The 18,483-nt window shown below is 67.7% G+C and carries 15 protein-coding genes and 1 pseudogene; 12 read left to right on the top strand and 4 right to left on the bottom strand.

From position 1 onward, the window contains the following. Nucleotides 1-58: 58 nt before the first annotated feature. The 6 genes and pseudogenes from AC1RL8_RS08285 to AC1RL8_RS08260 all read left to right on the top strand — a co-directional run. Nucleotides 59-496, top strand: a pseudogene (locus AC1RL8_RS08285) (restriction endonuclease); the annotation flags it as partial. 570 nt (nt 497-1,066) lie between these two features. Beyond that, nucleotides 1,067-1,750 carry a TetR/AcrR family transcriptional regulator gene (locus AC1RL8_RS08280; RefSeq protein WP_492685006.1) on the top strand — a complete coding sequence of 228 codons (684 nt, stop codon included), beginning with the start codon at nt 1,067-1,069 and terminating at the stop codon, nt 1,748-1,750. A gap of 583 nt (nt 1,751-2,333) precedes the next feature. Continuing rightward, nucleotides 2,334-3,383: an SAM-dependent methyltransferase gene (locus AC1RL8_RS08275; RefSeq protein ID WP_492685005.1), complete on the top strand. Its 1,050-nt coding sequence runs from the start codon at nt 2,334-2,336 to the stop codon at nt 3,381-3,383. Beyond that, nucleotides 3,383-4,174: a DUF1295 domain-containing protein gene (locus AC1RL8_RS08270; RefSeq protein ID WP_492685004.1), complete on the top strand. Its 792-nt coding sequence runs from the start codon at nt 3,383-3,385 to the stop codon at nt 4,172-4,174. The genes AC1RL8_RS08275 and AC1RL8_RS08270 overlap by 1 nt, the downstream gene beginning before the upstream one ends. Continuing rightward, nucleotides 4,171-4,791, top strand: coding sequence for a DUF6134 family protein (locus tag AC1RL8_RS08265; protein WP_492685003.1), 621 nt, complete (start codon nt 4,171-4,173; stop codon nt 4,789-4,791). The genes AC1RL8_RS08270 and AC1RL8_RS08265 overlap by 4 nt, the downstream gene beginning before the upstream one ends. Then, complete coding sequence (locus AC1RL8_RS08260; RefSeq protein ID WP_492685002.1) at nt 4,788-5,219, top strand: DUF2177 family protein; 432 nt, start codon at nt 4,788-4,790, stop codon at nt 5,217-5,219. The genes AC1RL8_RS08265 and AC1RL8_RS08260 overlap by 4 nt, the downstream gene beginning before the upstream one ends. On the opposite strand, the gene AC1RL8_RS08255 is transcribed toward AC1RL8_RS08260, so the two are convergent. Further along, entirely contained in the window at nt 5,182-5,838 is a 657-nt protein-coding gene (locus tag AC1RL8_RS08255; protein ID WP_492685001.1) for a ChrR family anti-sigma-E factor, read from the bottom strand. The genes AC1RL8_RS08260 and AC1RL8_RS08255 overlap by 38 nt on opposite strands. Before the next feature lie 2 nt (nt 5,839-5,840). Further along, the gene (locus AC1RL8_RS08250) at nt 5,841-6,425 is read right to left on the bottom strand and encodes a sigma-70 family RNA polymerase sigma factor (RefSeq protein ID WP_492685000.1); all 585 of its coding nucleotides are present in this window, start codon (nt 6,423-6,425) and stop codon (nt 5,841-5,843) included. Between the two features lie 180 nt (nt 6,426-6,605). On the opposite strand from AC1RL8_RS08250, the gene AC1RL8_RS08245 reads away from it, so the two are divergent. Genes AC1RL8_RS08245 through AC1RL8_RS08235 form a run of 3 tightly spaced genes read left to right on the top strand, consistent with a single transcriptional unit; the run spans nt 6,606 to nt 9,999 of the window. Further along, entirely contained in the window at nt 6,606-7,991 is a 1,386-nt protein-coding gene (locus AC1RL8_RS08245; RefSeq protein ID WP_492684999.1) for an NAD(P)/FAD-dependent oxidoreductase, read from the top strand. Beyond that, nucleotides 7,988-8,776 (top strand): DUF1365 domain-containing protein, encoded by a 789-nt coding sequence (locus tag AC1RL8_RS08240; RefSeq protein WP_492684998.1) that lies wholly within the window; start codon nt 7,988-7,990, stop codon nt 8,774-8,776. Before AC1RL8_RS08245 ends, AC1RL8_RS08240 begins: the two co-directional genes overlap by 4 nt. Next, nucleotides 8,773-9,999 carry a class I SAM-dependent methyltransferase gene (locus AC1RL8_RS08235; RefSeq protein WP_492684997.1) on the top strand — a complete coding sequence of 409 codons (1,227 nt, stop codon included), beginning with the start codon at nt 8,773-8,775 and terminating at the stop codon, nt 9,997-9,999. The genes AC1RL8_RS08240 and AC1RL8_RS08235 overlap by 4 nt, the downstream gene beginning before the upstream one ends. A gap of 432 nt (nt 10,000-10,431) precedes the next feature. On the opposite strand, the gene AC1RL8_RS08230 is transcribed toward AC1RL8_RS08235, so the two are convergent. Then, nucleotides 10,432-11,373 (bottom strand): LysR family transcriptional regulator, encoded by a 942-nt coding sequence (locus AC1RL8_RS08230; protein ID WP_070059857.1) that lies wholly within the window; start codon nt 11,371-11,373, stop codon nt 10,432-10,434. 136 nt (nt 11,374-11,509) lie between these two features. Here AC1RL8_RS08230 and AC1RL8_RS08225 point away from each other — a divergent pair, with 136 nt between their 5' ends. Genes AC1RL8_RS08225 through lhpI form a run of 3 tightly spaced genes read left to right on the top strand, consistent with a single transcriptional unit; the run spans nt 11,510 to nt 17,457 of the window. Further along, on the top strand, nt 11,510-12,988 hold the full coding sequence (locus tag AC1RL8_RS08225; protein ID WP_492684996.1) for a short-chain fatty acid transporter: 1,479 nt from the start codon (nt 11,510-11,512) through the stop codon (nt 12,986-12,988). 16 nt (nt 12,989-13,004) lie between these two features. After that, nucleotides 13,005-16,472 (top strand): molybdopterin-dependent oxidoreductase, encoded by a 3,468-nt coding sequence (locus AC1RL8_RS08220; RefSeq protein ID WP_492684995.1) that lies wholly within the window; start codon nt 13,005-13,007, stop codon nt 16,470-16,472. 40 nt (nt 16,473-16,512) lie between these two features. Further along, nucleotides 16,513-17,457 (top strand): bifunctional Delta(1)-pyrroline-2-carboxylate/Delta(1)-piperideine-2-carboxylate reductase, encoded by a 945-nt coding sequence (lhpI, locus tag AC1RL8_RS08215; RefSeq protein WP_492684994.1) that lies wholly within the window; start codon nt 16,513-16,515, stop codon nt 17,455-17,457. A 21-nt stretch (nt 17,458-17,478) separates the two neighbouring features. Here the strand turns inward: lhpI and AC1RL8_RS08210 are convergent, their stop codons facing one another. Next, a complete protein-coding gene (locus tag AC1RL8_RS08210; RefSeq protein WP_070059860.1) occupies nt 17,479-18,447 on the bottom strand; it encodes a LysR family transcriptional regulator in 969 nt (322 codons plus the stop codon). Nucleotides 18,448-18,483: the final 36 nt, after the last annotated feature.

Below are 18,483 nucleotides of genomic sequence, written 5' to 3'. Positions count from 1 at the left end.
CGTCCTGGGACCCCAAGCGCTCCGCGATGGCATCAGCGAGATGCCTTGCTCGGCGAACGCCGTCATGTCGGCGGTACGCCGGCAGCGGCGGCGCGCCTTGTTCGACACGACCTCCGCAAGCAGCCGTGCCAACGCGCTGCAGGACATGTCCTGGCAGCAGTTCGAACTGCTGGTCGGTGAAGGATTCCGGCGACGCGGGTATGCGGTCAAGGAGGTCGGTGGTGGCGGAGCCGATGGTGGCGTGGATCTGGTTCTCACCAAGGCCGGAGAGAAGTCCTTCGTTCAATGCAAGCGATGGAAAGCCTTCAAGGTCAGCGTCTCCACGGTACGGGAGCTCTATGGCGTGATGGCCGCACACGGCGCAGCGGGCGGCTTCGTCGTGACCTCCGGGCGCTTCACGCAGGAGGCCACCGCCTTCGCCAAAGGCCGCAATATCCGGCTCATCGATGGGCCGGCACTCATGCGGCTCCTGCACGAAGCGCGCGGCAACCCTCAAGAGCTTCGCTCAAGTCTATGAGCATGAACTCGTCGGCGTGCTGGACCTTTACGCAGGTCGTGCCGCCGAGATACTGCGCGACATGGTCCCGCCGTCTATGAGACAAAGACCGGCAAGAGACACCGCCGAATACGAGACTATCGAACGGCACTGTCTCGGATTGCTAGTCGCCGCCATGAAAACAGAGCGCGGCAAGGCGACTCTGCGCACACTCCACATCGAGACAAGCATGCATGCAGCCTTACGCTGGAACAAAGGTCAGAAGCTCAAGGCAAACGACTTCTTCGACTACCAGCACGCAGCCGCAGCTGTCGGTTGCCCGTCTGCGAATCAGTTGGTGCTTCGCTCGACAGCGCAGCAAGAGCACTCGAGGACCCGATATTTCCACTAGTGGCAATTAAATGAATCAGGGAAAACACTGTCCGTACAGCGATCTTTTTTTGGGATTGAGGCCCGACCTCCTTGTTCACGCGGCCGTTGACAAGCGCGCCGTGCGCGCACCCACCTCTGCCAGATTCGTCGGGGTGATAGCCTTGCGCATGCAATCCTGCTCATGGATCTCCACCCCGCATGCCCACTGAAAACGCCCCGTCAAAGAAGGTCACACCCAAACGTAAAGCTCCCCGCGCAAGCGGCCGCCCTGCTGCCGATGCAGCGGTGGGGCAACAGCGCATCCTCGACGCCACGATCTTGCTGTTGAAGACGCGAGCGCCGGAGCACCTGAGCATCCTGGAGATCGCAGGCATCGCCGGCGTAACTCGCACCTTGGTGCGCTACTACTTTGGTGACCTGAGGGGGGTTCTCAGGGAAGCGACCGAGCAACTGATGGGGCAGTTGCAGGACCGCATGGAAGCGGCGTTGGTTTCACGCGGGCCGCTACCCGAGCGCGTGTATCAGCGGCTCTTGCTTCGGTTGGAATTCATGCGTGAACATCCCCACTTCGAGCGGCTGGCGCTGTCGGAGATCTATCACGGAGAGGATGTCAACGGGTCGCAGGGTAAGACAGGAAATTCGCTGCAGCGAATCAGCCGACGTGCCATGGAGCTGACAGCAATGCTCTTGGACGACTCTCCAGCCGACGTGGATCCGCGACATATCCACCTGACGATACTTAGCGTTTCGGCGTTCATCCCAACAGCTCAGCCCCTTTTGGATCACCTGTTTGGCAAGGGTCCGAAGGGCGACCGCGAAATAGAGAAATACTTGCGATTCGTCTCACAGATGCTCGCGGATAGGATTCAGCAGCGCCCCTGACCGCTCACGGCGAAAGCTAGCGCCAGATGGGCCCCATCCGGAGGGCCATTTTCTGAGGTCCGCAACGAATGCAGCACATTTCCGCAGAGCAGCGAGCGGGTAACTCGGCCGCTAGACTGACCTCGGCGGCCCATGCTTTCTCCCGCCTCCCTCCCGGGCCGTCCTTGCCCGCCTTTGTGCGGGCTTTTTCTTGGGCGCTATTGCTCCAAAGATCGCCATCACGTCGTCGAACCAACGGCGCCCGGCTTGCTTCCAACGCGTCGTCTGAAAACTAAAGTCGAACTATTTCATTGGTGCAAGAACGGCGGCCCCCAACTGGGGGCATGTGCCCCGTCCGTCCCGCAGGAAAGCTCCCAGATGGTTGCACCGGCCTCGACCAGCGCAGCTACGTCCGCTTCGCAGCTCTCGCGGTGCATGTCCAGTTTGTCCAGAAATAGTGGGCCTGGCCTGTGACGCCGCCAAGTGTCCGACCGCCGTACTTCGCACCGTCGCCTCAGTCCCCGTGCGCTGAAGCCGACGAACAGTGATCCATTGCGGCCGGCCTGGCGTAGGAAGAAGAGACTCTCCTCCTGCACCCACCGCCATGCCCCAAGCCTCGAGCACCTCCACTGCCATCCATTGGGTTGAACAAGGCCTGGTGCCCGACGGCGCCGTTCGGCTGGGCGTGCGGCGGCTGCTGCGCCAGCGCCTGGTCGAGCTGGACAGCGGCGCCCCGGAAGCCGTTGCCCTGCGTTCGGAGAAATTTCTCGATGGGCTGCGGGAGGCACCGTTGGCCCTGCTGCCCGAAAAAGCCAACGAGCAGCACTACGAGTTGCCCGCCGAGTTCTTCACAGGCGTGCTGGGGCCCCACTGGAAGTACAGCTGCTGCTGGTGGCCTGAAGGAGTGCAGACGCTCGAGCAGGCCGAGGCGGCGGCACTGGCCGAGACCTGCGCCCGCGCCGGCCTGGAAGACGGGCTGCGCATTCTGGAGCTGGGCTGCGGCTGGGGCTCGCTGAGCCTGTGGATGGCCGAACACTTCCCACGCTCCCGCATTACGGCGGTCTCCAATTCGCACTCGCAGCGGCTGTTCATTGCGGCCGAGGCCGCCGCACGCGGCCTGGAAAACCTCGAGGTGATCACCTGCGATTTCAGTGATTTCGAGACCGGCGATCGCTTCGACCGGGTGGTGTCGGTGGAGATGTTCGAGCACCTGCGCAACTGGCCGCGCGCCTTTTCGCTTGTGGCCCGCTGGTTGAAACCGCAGGGACGGTTCTTCATGCACGTCTTCGTTCACCGCGAAGCGCCCTACCCGTTCGAGGAGCGCGATGCCAGCGACTGGATGAGCCGCCACTTCTTCTCCGGCGGCATGATGCCGAGCGACGATCTCGCCCTGCGCTGCCAGGACGACTTGCGCCTGCTGCACCGCTGGCGCTGGGATGGCCGCCACTACGCGCGGACCTCGGCCGCCTGGCTGGCGCGCATGGACGCCCGGCGGGCCACTCTCATGCCCCTGCTGGCCGCCGTCTACGGAGAGCGCGACGCGCCGGTGTGGTGGACCCGCTGGCGGCTTTTCTTCATTTCGGTGGAAGAGCTGTTCGGCTACGCCGAGGGCGGCCAGTGGTGGGTCGGCCACTACCTGTTCGAGAAACGGTGATGCTGTCGCTCGCATGCCTGGGTCTGGCGATCGCCCTCGGCCTGGCGTTGCCGGTCTGGGTGTTCAGCGTCGTGGTGCGCGACGCCAGCCTGGCGGACCGGATCTGGCCCCTGATGATCGCGGCGCCGGCCCTGGCCTACGCCGGCGCCCATGCCCGCGCGCTCGACGCCCGTAGCGTCTGGATGCTCGGGCTGCTGCTGATATGGGCTTGCCGGCTGGCGCTGCACATCGGGCGTCGCAACTGGGGCCACGGCGAAGACCGCCGCTACCAAGCCATGCGTGCGCGCAACGAACCACACTTCGGACTGAAAAGCCTTTACCTCGTGTTCGGGCTCCAGGCGGTGTTGGCATGGATCGTCGGTTGGCCGCTGCTGGCCGCGTTCGCGCACCCGTCGCCCCTGTCCTGGCTGGATGTGCTGGCCCTGCTGCTGGCCGGCGGCGGTGTGGTCTTCGAGGCCGTGGCCGACGCCCAGCTCGCCCGCTTCCTGCGCAACCCGCGCCGCGAGGATGCGGTGATGGACCGCGGCCTCTGGGCCTGGTCGCGCCACCCCAACTACTTCGGCGAGGCCTGCGTCTGGTGGGGCCTCGGGTTGGCAGCACTGTCGGCGGGCGGATGGGCGGTGGCGTGGTGCCTGGTGTCTCCGCTGCTGATGACCGTCCTGCTGCTCAAGGTGTCGGGCGTGGCGCTGCTGGAGCACGACATCGCCGAGCGCCGGCCCGCCTACCGCAGCTACGCGGCACGCACCAGCGCCTTCATTCCCTGGCCGCCGCGGCGCGGCGCCCGTCCATGAAGCACCGGGCCTTGGGGCCGATGCTGGCACTGGCGACCTGCCTGGCGCTGGCGCAGGAAGGTGACGAGGAAGCCGGCGAATGGCACTTCACCGCCATGCTCGATGGCAAGCCGATCGGGACCCATCGCTTTGTCGTCGGCGGCACGGCGGCGACGCGCAGCGTCGACAGTCGTGCCCTGTTCACCGTGCGCATGCTCGGCATCCCTGTCTACCGCTACCGGCACCAGGCCGAGGAGCGCTGGGCCGGAGACTGCCTGCGTGAGCTGCGCGCCGAGACCGACGACGACGGCACCCGCCAGCAGATCGCGCAGCGCTTCGACGGCAACTGCGCGATGAGCTTTGCCTACTGGAATCCCCGGCTGGTGAAACAACAGCGCCTGATCGATCCCCAGACGGGCAAGGTCGAGCCGGTCCGCTTCGAGCCGCTGCCCGATGCGACCCTCGAGGTCCGCGGTCAGCCCGTGCGGGCGCGCGGCTGGCGACTGCAGGCGGCGCAGCAGCGCATCCGCATCTGGTATGCCGCCGACAGCGGACGCTGGATCGGGCTCGACGCTGACGCCAAGGGCGATCGCCAACTGAGCTATCGACTGACCTCTCCTGCACGGAGCACCCCATGAAGCCATCCCCGCGTACCTTGCTCGCTGCCTACCTGTGGGCGCTCGTGTGTTTTCTGGTGCTGGACGCCGTCTGGCTGTCGGTCATGGGACCGCGCCTGTACCAGCCCGCGCTCGGTCCGCTGATGGCGCCGCAGGTCGACTGGACGGCGGCGGCGCTGTTCTATGCGCTCTACCTGGTCGGCCTGGTCGTCTTGGCGATCGCGCCGGCACTGGAGGCTGGCGAGCCCGCCGTGGCGTTGCGTCGCGGCGCGCTGCTCGGGCTCGTGGCCTACGCGACCTATGACCTGACGAACCAGGCCACGCTGCGCGACTGGCCCTGGGTCGTCACTGCCGCCGACCTGGCATGGGGCACGGCCGTGAGCGGCGTGTCGGCGTGGGTCGCGGCGCGCCTCACATCCCGACCAGCGCGCCGAAGAAACGCGCGATAGCCCCGTCGAAGCGCAGCCGGCCGTCCAGCGAGGCCAGGCAGATGCACTCGCTGCCGTCCTGGACCACCGGCTGATGGTTGATCTCGGCATCGGCCGCATCGAAATCGCCGGCGCCGAACAAGGCCCGGCCATCGTGGAAGCGGCCGTGCAGCACCTGGGTGAACTCCTGCCCCTGGTGCGTGTGCTGCGGCAGGTACTTGCCGGCCGCGATGCGCAGCAGAAAGACGTTGGCCTCCGGGGCCTCGGGCACTGTCACGCGACTCCAGCGCATGCCGGGGCCGATCCAGCGCCAGGGCGTGGCACTGCAATGAGCGAGCGCGCGCGGCCAGCGCGCACCGGGCGGCAGCGGCGGGGGCGCGCTGACCCGCACGGGGGCGGGTTCAGCGCCTTCGTGCGCATCGATCCGGGCCCAGGTGCGCGCCAGCGCGTCGTCGGCCATCGGGGCCGCCTCCAGGCCGTCGAGCAGGATGCCGCCCACGGCATCGAGTGCGCGCGCGCGCTCACGGCACAGCGGGCACAGTTCCAGGTGGCTGGCCAGGACCAGTCGCATGCCGGCCGGCAAATGGCCGGAGGACCCGGCCAGCAGCAGGTCGTCGTCGGGGTGGTGTCGGATGTCCATCGTCAATGTTCCAGCAGGCGGCGCAGTTGGGCGACCGCCAGGCGCACGCGCGACTTCACCGTGCCCAGCGGAATGCACAGCTGGGCCGCGATGCGGGCATGCGGCGCGTCTTCAAAATAGGAAAGGTGCAGCACCTGCTGCTGCTCGGGCGGAAGCTGGCGCAGCGCGCCGCGCAGGCGTTCGCTCAGGCGCGCGTCGTGCAGCTGGTCTTCGACGGCCGGGTCGTCCGAGGGGAGCAGGTCGAAGTCGAACGCGTCCTCAGACGACTGCACACCCTGGCGCCGCCGCAGCGCGTCCACACGCAGGTTCCGCGCGATGGCGAAGATCCAGGTCGTGGCGGCCGCCCGGGCCGGATCGAACAGCGCGGCCTTGCGCCAGACCGTGACCAGGGCCTCCTGCGCCAGCTCTTCGGCCTGGATGGCCGGGCTGCCACTGTGCATCAGGTAGTGCTTGATGCGCGGCGCGAAATGCGAGAACAGCTGCGCGAACGCGTCCCGGTCCTGCCGCTGCGCCACAGCCACCATCGCCTGGGCCCAGAGATCGTCGGCGCGGGGAGACGGCTGGGAATCGGGGGAGACAACGGTCAAGACGGACGCTCGGCGACCGCGGAGCACCGGAGTGCCCGCACTGGGGTTGGACGGATCGGGAGCAACGGCCATGTCCTGTCATACGCAAGGGAGCGGCGTTCGGATCATCGCAGCGGCACGCGGGTAATCCAAATGGCCGTTTTCTGCGTACAGGGCAGCAAGACTCGCCAAAGGCTCCCCATGCTGCCCCTTCTCGCCCCGCCTGCCGCCGTGCCGATGCCTGCTTCAGTGCCCGGCGGCCAGCGCATCGCCGTCGTCGGCACCGGCATCTCGGGCCTGTCCTGCGCCTGGCTGCTGTCCCAGCGCCACGAGGTCACGGTGTTCGAGAGCGAGCCCCGGCTGGGCGGCCACAGCCATACCGTGGACGCGCCGGGCCGGGAAGGCCGGGTGCCGGTGGACACCGGCTTCATCGTCTACAACGAGCCCGCGTACCCGAACCTCACCGCGTTGTTCCAGCACCTGGCCGTGCCGACCGCGGCCTCGGACATGTCGTTCGCCGTGAGCCTGGACGCCGGCGGGCTCGAATACGCCGGCACCGACCTGCGCGGCTTGTTCGCGCAAAAGCGCAACCTGGCGCGCCCCCGCTTCTGGGCCATGCTGCGCGACCTGCTGCGGTTCTACCGCGAGGCTCCGCGCGATGCGCAGGTCGCAGGCGACCAGGCGCTCGACGACTACCTGGATGCCCACGGCTATGGCCGCGCGTTTCGCGACGACCATCTCTACCCCATGGCTGCGGCCATCTGGTCCACGCCAGCGGCGCAGGTGGGGCGCTATCCGGTTGCCGCCTTTGTGCGGTTCTGCGAGAACCATGGGCTTCTGCAGATCAGCGGCCGCCCCATCTGGCGGACGGTGGTGGGCGGCAGCCGCGAATACGTGCGGCGCCTCAGCCAGCCTTTCGCCGACCGCATCCAGCTGGACCGGGCCGTGCTCGAACTGCATCGCGAGCCGGCGGGTGTGCGGCTTCGCACGAGCGCCGGCTGGTGGCCCGAGCGCTTCGACCAGGTGGTCCTGGCCACCCATGCGGACCGCTCGCTGGCGCTGCTCGACGTGCCCACCGGTGCCGAGCGGGCCCTGCTCGGTGCCCTGCCCTACAGCCGCAACCTGGCCGTGCTGCACCGCGACCCGGCCCTGATGCCGGCGCGGCGCGCCGTGTGGTCGAGCTGGAACTACCTCGGCACGCGCGGCAGCGGGGCGGCCCCGACGGTGACCTACTGGATGAACCGGCTGCAGCCCCACCTGCCGCAGGGCGCGGCGGCCGAGCCGCTGTTCCTGACCCTGAACCCGGCGATCGACCCGCGGCCCGAGCACCTGATCCGCACCGAGGTCTACGACCACCCGCTGTTCGATGCCGCGGCCATGGCCGCGCAGCGCCAGCTGTGGCAGCTGCAGGGCCAGCGCCGCACCTGGTTCTGCGGCGCCTACTTCGGCGCCGGCTTCCACGAGGACGGATTGCAGGCCGGCCTGGCCGTCGCCGAAGCGCTCGGCGGCGTGCGCCGGCCCTGGCGCGTGGCGCAGGAGTCCGGACGCATCCATCTGCCGCAAGGCGCGCAGACCGTCGCCTCATGAACGCGCACGAAGGCTCGGCGCTCTACATCGGCCGCGTCATGCACCAGCGGCTGCGGCCGAAGCGGCATCGGCTGAGCTACCGGGTCTACAACCTGCTGATCGACATCGACGAACTGCCGCAACTGCACGCCCGGTTGCGCTGCTTCTCGGTGGACCGGTTCAACCTGTTCAGCTTTCATGCCGCCGACCATGGCGACGGTTCGGGCCGCGATTTGCGGGCCCAGGTGGAAGCGCGGCTGCGCGAGGCCGGCCTTCCAACCGGCGGCGCGATCCGGCTGCTGGCCATGCCGCGACTGCTCGGCCATGTGTTCAACCCGCTCAGCGTCTGGTTCTGCCATGCACCCGGCGGCGCGCTGCAGGCGCTCCTGTACGAGGTCAACAACACCTTCGGGCAGCGGCACAGCTACCTGATCCCCGTCGCTGACGACGGCGCGCCCATCGTCGAGCAGCACTGCGACAAGCAGATGTACGTCTCCCCCTTCAACGGCATGGACCTGCACTACCGCTTTCGCATCGCACCGCCGGGCGAGGCGGTCTCGGTCGGCATCAGCGTGCACGACGCGGCTGGCGCCGTGCTCAACGCGCGGCTCGACGGCCAACGTGCGCCATTAAACGACCTGGCGCTGCTGCGCGTGTTCATCACGCATCCGTTGCTGACCCTCAAGGTGGTGGCCGCCATCCACTGGCAGGCCCTGCGTCTGTGGATCAAGCGCGTGCCGCTGCATCCGCGACCGGCTGCCCCCGACCACGACCTCACCATCGTTCCTTCGAACAAGACCCCATGAGCCTGACCACCCCCTCCGCCCCTGCCCTCGATGCCGCGCCGGTCTTCTCGCCGCTGCGCCGGCTGCTGGCCCACACGCGTTTCGGCCGGCTGAGCTTGAGCCTTCCGGGCGGCCGGTGCATCGAGGTGGTCGGCCGCGAACCCGGGCCGCACGCGAGCCTGCGCCTGCTGAGCTGGCGCCCTCTGCTGCGCCTGGCGCTGCAAGGCGATCTGGGCCTGGCCTTGTCGTTCCGCGATGGCGAGTGGGACAGTCCGGACCTGCTGGCCTTGTTCGAATTCGGCCTGGCCAACGAGTCGGCCTGGGGATCGCTGCTCAAGGGGCGCGGGCTGGCGCGCTGGGCGGCGCGGCTGCGGCACCTGACCCACAGCAACAGCCGGCGCGGAAGCCGGCACAACATCGCGTTCCACTACGACCTGGGCAACGCGTTCTACCGGCACTGGCTGGACGACAGCATGCTGTATTCGAGCGCGATGTTCAGCGATGCCGACGACGACACGCTGGAAGCCGCCCAGGCGCGCCGCCTCGCTGCCATCGCCGACATGCTCGACACCCCGCAAGGGGGCGATGTGCTCGAGATCGGCTGCGGCTGGGGAACGCTGGCCGCGAGCCTGGCCCGCCGGCACGAAGCGCGCGTCACCGGCGTCACGCTGTCGAGCGAGCAACTGGCCTTCGCCCGCGAACGCGCGCAGGACTGGGGCGTGGCCGACCGGGTCGACCTGCGGTTGCAGGACTACCGCGACGTGCAGGGCCGGTTCGATCGCATCGTGTCCATCGAGATGATCGAGGCCGTCGGCGAGGCCTACTGGCCCACCTACTTCGCAACCTTGCGCGAGCGCCTCAAGCCCGGTGGCGTCGTGGTGCTGCAGGCGATCACGATCGCCGATGCGCAGTTCGACAGCTACCGCCAGGGGACCGATTTCATCCAGCACTGCATCTTTCCCGGCGGCATGCTGCCCAGTCCACGCGTGCTGCCGGAACAGGCGCAACGCGCAGGGTTGGTGATCGAGGCTTCCCACTGCTTCGGCAAGGACTACGCGCGAACCCTGGCAGAGTGGCGTCGCCGGTTCCTCGCCGCCTGGCCGCAGATCGAGCCACTCGGCTTCGACGCCGCGTTCAAGCGCTTGTGGACCTACTACCTCTCCTACTGCGAGGCCGGCTTCCGCGCGGGGCTCGTCGACGTCGGCCTCTACCGGTTACGCGTGGCTGAAGCCGGCCCCGCCTGATCGGTCGGCGCAGTGCGAACCGCCCCCTTCCTTCTTCTTAACAGGGTGACACACCGCAATTCCGGCTGTTCTGAAATATCCTGTGCGAACGCAGCAACTGCTGCCCGTATTGCGCGGCCTGCCGGGACAATGCCGATGAGGCTGCCAGAGACGCGGTCCTGGACGCGATTCTTCTGGCTTGCGATAAGCCCGCCTTCGGCGACTGGGCGACAACTGCCGGTAGCTGTCGCTCACCCCACGCCTGCCATGCGTGTCGCCGCCCATGAGCGGCAGTGGAGCTGATCACGTCGGATGGCCACCGAGTGACCGTGATGCACCGGGCTCGGCGGCCGCGAAGCGGTGCCGAAGCTTCCGCCCGACCGGCTACGGTCGGCCAACCTTCAAGTGCATCAGCGAGCACTGGACCTGCAACTGAAGCGGCCCATTCGAAAGCTACAGTGGCTCGTCGTCCGTCCGCGGTTGTGATTCTCTCGTCAGTGTCTTGGCCAGCAACCGCAAGGTACTCGCAGAGGCTGCCGTGGCCTCGGACAGAACAGCCCCGCGCCGGTAGGCCAGTCCCAGGTCCATCGAGGGCACCGCGCTCGACACCACTGTCCTGCGGATGCGCCCGCCATCGTGTGACCAGGGGCGAAACACCAGGTCCGACAGGATGGTCACACCCACGTTCTGTGCGACGAGGCTGCGCACGGCCTCGATCGATTTGGTGCGGAACACGACCTTGGGCTTGAGCTTCATCGCGCTCCAGTAGCGGCCCACGGTGTCCACGTGCTCGTCCATGTCCAGCAGCACGAAGGGCATCTGCGCGATCTCGCGCAGCGACACCGACTTCTGCGCCACCAACGGATGGTCGAACGAAGTCCACAGACGGCGCTCCGACTTCAGCAGGTTCTCGCGCCGGATATCCGGCGCGCGCGAGAGGTTCGACACCAGGACCACGGCCAGGTCGAACTCGCCGCTGCGCAGGCCGTTCTCGATCTCCAGCCGGTTGCGCTCCACGGGCTCGAACTCGACCAGCGGCAGTTGCCTGCGCATCGCGCCGATGATCTTGGGCAGCATGTATTCGGACACGGTGTCGGTGATGGCGATCTGCACCCGCCCCTCGACCGAGGACACCGAGTTGCGCGTCTCCTCCACCGCCGCATCGAGCGTGTGCAGCATGTGCTCCGCGTGCCGAAGAAAGCCCTCACCCTGCACCGTGAGCCGCAACCCGTCGGAGTGCCGCGTAAAGAGCTGCACCTTCAGCGTCGACTCCAGGTTCTTGAGCGAAGTGGTCAGCGATGGCTGGCTCACATAGCAGCGCTGGGCTGCGCGGGACACCTGCCCCGTGTGCGCTGCGGCCACGAAGTGCTGCAGCTGCTTGATCGTTATCGACATAGATACATCCTATATCGCTCTATTGAAAATAGAGATTATGAATTATCGATGGCAATTCCTAACATCCGGGCAGCACGCCATGTCAGGCGTGTGACGAGGACGCCCACCGTTCCAGCAGCCGTAGCAGGAGACCCCCATGCCATCGACATCACACACTTCCGCCGGACACGGCGCCCACCCTCCTGTGCCCCAGAAGGCCTCGACCGATGCCGGGCTGTTGAGCCGCCTGGGCCTGCGCTTCACCGCCTGGGCCGAGCGCTGGTTTCCCGACGCCTTCGTGTTCGCGGCCATCGCCGTGGTGGTGGTCGCGGGCGCCGCGCTCCTGAACGGGTCGAGCCCGCAAGCGGTGGCCAAGTCTTTCGGCGACGGCTTCTGGAGCCTCATTGTCTTCACGATGCAGATGGCGTTGGTGGCCGTCGGCGGCTACGTGGTGGCGACCTCGCCGCCGGCGGCGCGACTCATCCGCAAGCTGGCCGCACTGCCCGTGTCGGGGCGCCAGGCCATCGCGTACGTGGCGGCGATCAGCATGATCCTGTCGCTCTTCAACTGGGGCATCTCGCTGATCTTCAGCGCGCTCTATGTGCGCGCGCTGGCCGGCCGACTCGACCTGCGCATGGACTACCGCGCCGGCGGCGCGGCGGCCTACCTCGGCATGGGCGCGACCTGGGCGCTGGGGCTCAGTTCGTCGGCAGCGCAGTTGCAGGCCAATGCCAGCAGTCTGCCCAAGAGCATTCTGGACATCACCGGCGTGATCCCGTTCAGCCAGACCATCTTCCTGTGGCAGTCGGTCGCCATGGCGCTGGTGTTGATGGTCGTGTCGGTGGCCATCGCGCTGTGGTCGGCGCCTGACGCGAAGCACGCGGTCACGGCGCAGGACCTGGGCGTGGACCTCACGGAAGCCAAGCCCGCTTCCCCCGAGTCCGCCGAGCGCCGCCCCGGCGAGTGGTTCGAGCGCAGTCCGCTGCTCACGCTGCTCCTGTGCGCGCTGGGCTTCGGCTGGCTGGCGCAGGAGTTCATGACCAAGAGCCCGTTGATCGCGATCTCGGGCCTCAACACCTACAACCTGCTGTTCCTCATGATCGGGCTGCTGCTGCACTGGCGCCCGCGCAGCTTTCTCGACGCGGTGTCGCGCTCAGTGCCGTCGACGGCGGGCGTGATCATCCAGTTCCCGCTGTACGGCGCCATCGCGGCCATGTTGACCGCCGCCAAGGGCGACGCAGGCATCACGCTGTCGGACCGCATCGCGCATCTGTTCGTGAGCATCTCCAACGTCGACAGTTTCGCCGTGGTGATGGGCGCGTATTCCGCCGTGCTGGGCTTCTTCATTCCCTCGGGTGGCGGCAAGTGGATCATCGAGGCGCCCTACGTCATGCAAGCGGCCAACGACCTGAAGGTCCACCTGGGCTGGGCCGTGCAGGTCTACAACGCGGCCGAGGCGCTACCCAACCTGATCAACCCGTTCTGGATGCTGCCGCTGCTGGGCGTGCTGTCGCTGAAGGCACGCGACATCGTGGGCTTTACGTTCCTGCAATTGCTGGTGCATGCACCGCTGGTGCTCTTCATGCTCTGGGCCTTCGGTCGCACGCTGAGCTATGTCGCGCCGGTGATGCCTTGAGTCACGCAGATACCGGATGCAAGTGATGACGACGACGGCGCCCACGCAAACCAAGCAGGGCTACTGCACACTCTGCCGTTCGCGCTGCGGCACGCTCAACGAGGTGCAGGGCGACATGCTGGTGTCGGTACGGCCCGACGCCTCGCACCCCACCGGCCAGGCGATGTGCATGAAGGGCAAGGCCGCGCCCGAGCTGGTGCACAGCCCGCACCGGCTGCGCTACCCGATGCGTCGCACGAGGCCCAAGACCGAAGCGGATCCGGGCTGGGTGCGCATCGGCTGGGACGAGGCGCTGGCCGAGACCGCCAACCGCCTGAGTGCCATCAAGGCCGAGAGCGGTGCCGAGTCGGTGGTGTTCGCTGTGACCACGCCCAGCGGCACGCCATTGACGGACAGCATCGATTGGATCGAGCGCTTCGTGCGCCTCTTTGGCAGTCCCAACATCTGCTACGCGACCGAGGTCTGCAACTGGCACAAGGACTTCGCGCACGCCTTCACCTTCGGCTGCGGGATGCCTGCGGCCGACTACGCGCAGGCCGAACTGATCGTGCTGTGGGGGCACAACCCAGCGAACACCTGGCTGGCGCAGGCCAACGCGATCGGCCGAGGCCGCGCGAACGGGGCGAAGATGGTGGTGATCGATCCGCGCCCCACGGCGCTCGCGCGGCAGGCTGACACCTGGCTGCCCGTGCGGCCCGGAACCGATGCGGCACTGGCGCTGGGGCTGATCCACCTGCTGATCGCGGACGCGCGCTTCGACGAAGGTTTCGTGCGCGCATGGACCAATGCCCCGCTGCTGGTGCGCGGCGACAACGGACACTTCCTGCGCGAGCAGGACCTGTGGCCCGATGCCCAGGGCAACCGCTTCATGGCATGGAACGACGCGCTTGGCTGCGCGGTGCCTTATGACACCGAGCAGGCGGCGCAAACCCAGGACGCCGCCCACTTCCGCCTGCGCGGCGCGGTCGAGATCGACGTGGGCGCACATCGCTTGTCGTGTGCGCCAGCGTTCGAACTGCTGGCCCAGGGCTGCACGGCCTACACACCGCCGAATGTCGAACGCATCACCGGCGTTGCTGAAGCTTCGTTGCACGCAGTCGCCGACCTCTTCGGCACTTGCCGCCGCGTGGCCTATCACGCCTGGACTGGCATCGGCCAGCACACCAACGCGACGCAAGCCGAGCGCGCTGTCGCCACGCTGTATGCGTTGTGCGGCAGCTTCGACCGCATCGGCGCGAACCGCGTTCGCGTCGGTCCGCGCGTCAACGCCGTCAACTCGCTCTCACTGCTGCCCGACGCGCAGCGCGCCAAGGCCCTCGGTCTGGCGCAGCGCCCGATCGGCCCTCCCGCGCACGGCTGGGTGACGGCGCGCGACACCTACCGCGCGATTCTCGAAGGCGAGCCTTACAAGGTGCGCGCGATGATGGCCTTCGGAACCAACCTGCCCGTGTCGCAGGCCGACAGCGCGCTCGCGCACCAGGCACTGTCGCAGCTCGAATTCCACGTGCACTGCGACTTGTTCGAAACACCCGCCGCCCGGTACGCCGACATCCTGCTGCCGGTCAACACACCCTGGGAGCGCGAAGGCCTGCGCATCGGCTTCGAGATCGACGACCGTGCGGCCGGCTGGGTGCAGTTGCGCCAGCGCATGGTGACGCCACGCGGTGAATCGCGCGCCGACAACGACGTGCTGTTCGATCTGGCCGTTCGCCTGGGCATGGGGAGCGACTTCTTCGGTGGCAGCCTCGACGCGGGCTGGAACCACATGCTCGAGCCACTCGGCATCACGGTCGACCAGTTGCGTGCCCGGCCCGAAGGCATGGCCTGCGCCATCGATGCGAGCGAGCAGAAGTACGCCCGCGCCACGCCCACCGGCGTGCGCGGCTTCGACACCCCGACGCGACGCGTCGAGCTCTATTCGGAAACCCTGCTGCGCCACGGCCAGCCGCCGGTCGCCACCTTCGTCGAACCGGCAGACACGCCGCGCGATGCGAAGGCCACGCGCCAGGGCCGCTTTCCCTATGTGCTGAGTTCGGCCAAGAACGGCTTCTATTGCCACAGCCAGCACCGCAGTCTGGCCTCGCTGCGCAAGCGCGCGCCCGATCCGGTGGCCGAATTGAGCCCCGCGCTCGCGGCCGCCAAAGGCATCGTGGACGGCGACTGGATGCGCATCCGCACGCGCGTGGGCGAGGCCCGCTTCGTCGCACGCGTCACGCCCCAACTGGCGGACGACGTCATCGTGGCCGAGTTCGGCTGGTGGCAGAGCTGCCCCGAGCTCGACCGCGACGGCCTGCCGATTGAAGGCGCGTTGGGCAGCAACTTCAACGCGCTGATATCCGCCGACAGCTGCGATCCGGTGAGCGGCTCGGTGCCGCATCGCTCGTTTCTCTGCGACATCGAACGCGACCCGGCCACGGAGGTGCGGCAGCGAAAGTGGTCCGGCTACCGCCCCTTCCGCATCAGCGCACTGCGGCCTGAGGCCGACGGTGTACTGGGCATCCACTTCGAGCCGGTCGACGACAGCGAACTGCCCGATTACCGACCCGGTCAGCACATCGAGATGCAATTGCATCTGGGCGATGGCACGCAGGTCACGCGCGCCTACTCGCTCACGGGCGCGGCCGAGGTGCCGGGCCGGCGCAGCTACAGCGTGGCCGTGCGCCACCAGCGCGGCCGCTCGGCCGACGGCACGCCGCACGAGGGGCGCGTGTCGAGCCATCTGCACCGCGCGTTGAAAGTCGGCGACACCCTCGCGCTGCGGGCGCCGTCCGGCGGCTTCGTGCTGCCGCGCCACTCGCCGCAGCCGCTGGTCTTTTTCGCGGGCGGCATCGGCATCACGCCCTTCATCAGCCTGCTCGAATCGCTGCCCGACGGCGCGCAGGGGCCGGCCATCTGGCTCTACTACGCCAACCAGAACGGCACGACCCACGCGTTTCGCGAGCGCATTGCGCAGCACTGCGCGCGGCTGCCGCAGTTGCAGGTTGTCGACCACTACAACGCACCACAGCCGCAGGAGCGTCAGGGCATCGACTACCAGTCGGATCGCTTCATCGACGCGAGCGTGGTGGACGACGCGTTGATCGCGCAGCGCGCCCGCTTCTACCTGTGCGGACCGCCGGCCATGATGGACGCGGTGACCGCCGGCCTCGTGGCGCGGGGCGTTCCGCGCTTCGACATCTTCAGCGAGGTCTTCCGCTCGCCCACCACGCCGCCCACCGACGGCGACCAGCGCTTCACCGTCAGCTTTGCGCGCTCAGGCCGCGCCCCCGCAACGTGGACGCCCCGGCAGGGCACGTTACTGACCTTTGGCGAATCGCTCGGCGTGCAGATGGCCAGCGGCTGCCGTGTGGGCCAGTGCGAGAGCTGCGCCGTGCGCCTGTTGAGCGGCAAGGTGCGCCATCTGCACGGCAGCGAACCGGAAGACCCGGCCGTGTGCCTGGCCTGCCAGGCCATCCCGCTCGAAGACGTGGTGCTCGAGGCATGACGGCCGGCACTTTCATTCACCTGATTTCCTCCGCGACCTCATGAAGATCATCGATACCGAAAGCACCCGCCGTGCGCTGCCCTTTGACCGCCTGATCCCGGCCCTTCGGGAGATGTTCATCGCCGGCTGCGAGGTGCCCTTGCGGCACACGCATTCGCTCCAGGCCGGGACGGACGCCTCGCCCCGCACCGTGCTGGTCATGCCGGCGTGGCAGCACGACCGCTACCTGGGCATCAAGACAGTGACCATCTTCCCGGACAACGCGCAACGCGGCCTGCCCGGACTGTTCTCGACCTATGTGCTGTACGACGCCAGCACGGGTGAGCCGCTGGCGCAGATCGACGGCAACGAGATCACGTCGCGCCGCACCGCTGCCGCCTCGGCCTTGGCCGCGTCCTATCTCGCGCCTGCCGATGCGCGCAGCCTGCTGGTCGTCGGCTGCGGGCGTGTCGGCAGTCTGATTCCGGAGGCCTACCGCGCCGTGCGTCCCATCGAACGCGTGCTGGTGTGGGACCGCGACGAATCTGCGGCGAAGGCACTCGCTGCGCGGCTGTGCGCGCAGAACATCGAGGCGGCCGTTGCGCCGGACCTTGCCCACGCGGTGAACGATGTCGACATCGTGAGCTGTGCCACGCTCGCCACGCAGCCGGTGGTGCAGGGCGCGTGGCTGCGGCCTCGCAGCCACCTCGACCTGATCGGCAGTTTCACGCCGCAGATGCGCGAAGCCGACGACGCCTGCTTTGCGGGTGCACGTCTGTTTGTCGATACGCAAGAAGCGCTGCAAAAGAGTGGCGAATTGCTCGGGCCCCTGTCGCGCGGCGTGTTCGCCGCCGACGATGTGGCAGGGGAGTTGGCCGACCTGGCCACGGGCCGGATCAAGGGACGCGCCGATGGTGACGGGCGGACCGTCTTCAAGGCCGTGGGCACCGCCTTGGAGGACCTGGCCGCGGCAGTGGTGGTCTACGAAGCTTCCGATTCGATCTGAGACACTTGCCTTGCCCAGCCGCTAAGCGCTGGGCGCCTCCTGCACGTGTGCAGCAGGCAAGCCCCGCGCGTGCGCCTTCAGGCAGGCAATGAAGTCCATGAGCGTGGCCGAGACGTGCTCGCGGTTCCACACCACGGTGATGGGGCCGAAGCGGATGTTCGAATCGATGGCGACCTTGCGGAACAGTCCCAGCGAGGCCATGTAGTCCGCCATGGATTCCGCACACACGCCGACATAGTCGCCCTTTTGCAGCAGCGCCTGCATCATGGCCAACGAGGCGGTTTCTGCCTTGGGCACCAGCCACGATGCCTGTTGCTCGATGAGGTAGGCATCCATCTGGATGCGAGTGAGCGTGCCAAGGGGTGGCATCACCCAATGCTCGCGCAGCACGTCGGCAAAGCCCAGCGGCTGGTTGCTGTCCCAGTGCTTGCTGCCCTGGCCGATGACGATGCTCACCCGGTCGTCAAAGAGCACGTGGTGCGCCAGTTGCGGTTGGTGCGCCCGCGCATCCAGAACGCCGATCACGGCATCCATGGCACGCGTGTCCAGACCTTTGAGCAGATCATCGAACAGGCCGTCGTGGATGGACACGGCCACGTCGGCATGGCGCTGCTGGAACGCGGTCACGGCTTCGGGCAGGCCGCCGGCGATGCCTGCCCAGACGCTGCCCACGTTCAGTCGCGGCACGCGTCCCGCAGCCACCGCATGCATTTCGAGGCCGGTGCGGGCGATATCGCCCAGCACCGTGATGGCCAGGCGTTTGAGCAGATGCCCGGCAGGCGTCAGCTGCACCTTGCGCCCGCGCACCACCAGCGGCGTGCCCGCCACGCGTTCGAGCTCCGCCAGCCAGTGCGACATGGCAGATTGCGTCATGTGCAGGCGCGCCGCCGCTTCGGTCAGCGTGCCTGCCTCGTCCAGCACCAGAAAGGATTCCAGATGCCGGACCTTGATGCCTCGTGCCCAGGACAGGCCTTCCGAACGCTCGATCATGAGTAAATCTTCATGCATCCATTTTGCATTTTCACT

The organism is Variovorax sp. GW822-FHT04E09, from assembly GCF_058800845.1.
Note: the sequence above shows the minus strand (reverse complement) of the source record. Positions and strands in the feature narration are given on the sequence as shown.

Coding starts and splice junctions, on each gene's coding strand:
- AC1RL8_RS08280 (WP_492685006.1), top strand. CDS start 1,067: ATGCCCACTGAAAACGCCCCGTCAAAGAAGGTCACACCCAAACGTAAA.
- AC1RL8_RS08275 (WP_492685005.1), top strand. CDS start 2,334: ATGCCCCAAGCCTCGAGCACCTCCACTGCCATCCATTGGGTTGAACAA.
- AC1RL8_RS08270 (WP_492685004.1), top strand. CDS start 3,383: ATGCTGTCGCTCGCATGCCTGGGTCTGGCGATCGCCCTCGGCCTGGCG.
- AC1RL8_RS08265 (WP_492685003.1), top strand. CDS start 4,171: ATGAAGCACCGGGCCTTGGGGCCGATGCTGGCACTGGCGACCTGCCTG.
- AC1RL8_RS08260 (WP_492685002.1), top strand. CDS start 4,788: ATGAAGCCATCCCCGCGTACCTTGCTCGCTGCCTACCTGTGGGCGCTC.
- AC1RL8_RS08255 (WP_492685001.1), bottom strand. CDS start 5,838: ATGGACATCCGACACCACCCCGACGACGACCTGCTGCTGGCCGGGTCC.
- AC1RL8_RS08245 (WP_492684999.1), top strand. CDS start 6,606: ATGCTGCCCCTTCTCGCCCCGCCTGCCGCCGTGCCGATGCCTGCTTCA.
- AC1RL8_RS08240 (WP_492684998.1), top strand. CDS start 7,988: ATGAACGCGCACGAAGGCTCGGCGCTCTACATCGGCCGCGTCATGCAC.
- AC1RL8_RS08235 (WP_492684997.1), top strand. CDS start 8,773: ATGAGCCTGACCACCCCCTCCGCCCCTGCCCTCGATGCCGCGCCGGTC.
- AC1RL8_RS08230 (WP_070059857.1), bottom strand. CDS start 11,373: ATGTCGATAACGATCAAGCAGCTGCAGCACTTCGTGGCCGCAGCGCAC.
- AC1RL8_RS08225 (WP_492684996.1), top strand. CDS start 11,510: ATGCCATCGACATCACACACTTCCGCCGGACACGGCGCCCACCCTCCT.
- AC1RL8_RS08220 (WP_492684995.1), top strand. CDS start 13,005: ATGCAAGTGATGACGACGACGGCGCCCACGCAAACCAAGCAGGGCTAC.
- lhpI (WP_492684994.1), top strand. CDS start 16,513: ATGAAGATCATCGATACCGAAAGCACCCGCCGTGCGCTGCCCTTTGAC.
- AC1RL8_RS08210 (WP_070059860.1), bottom strand. CDS start 18,447: ATGATCGAGCGTTCGGAAGGCCTGTCCTGGGCACGAGGCATCAAGGTC.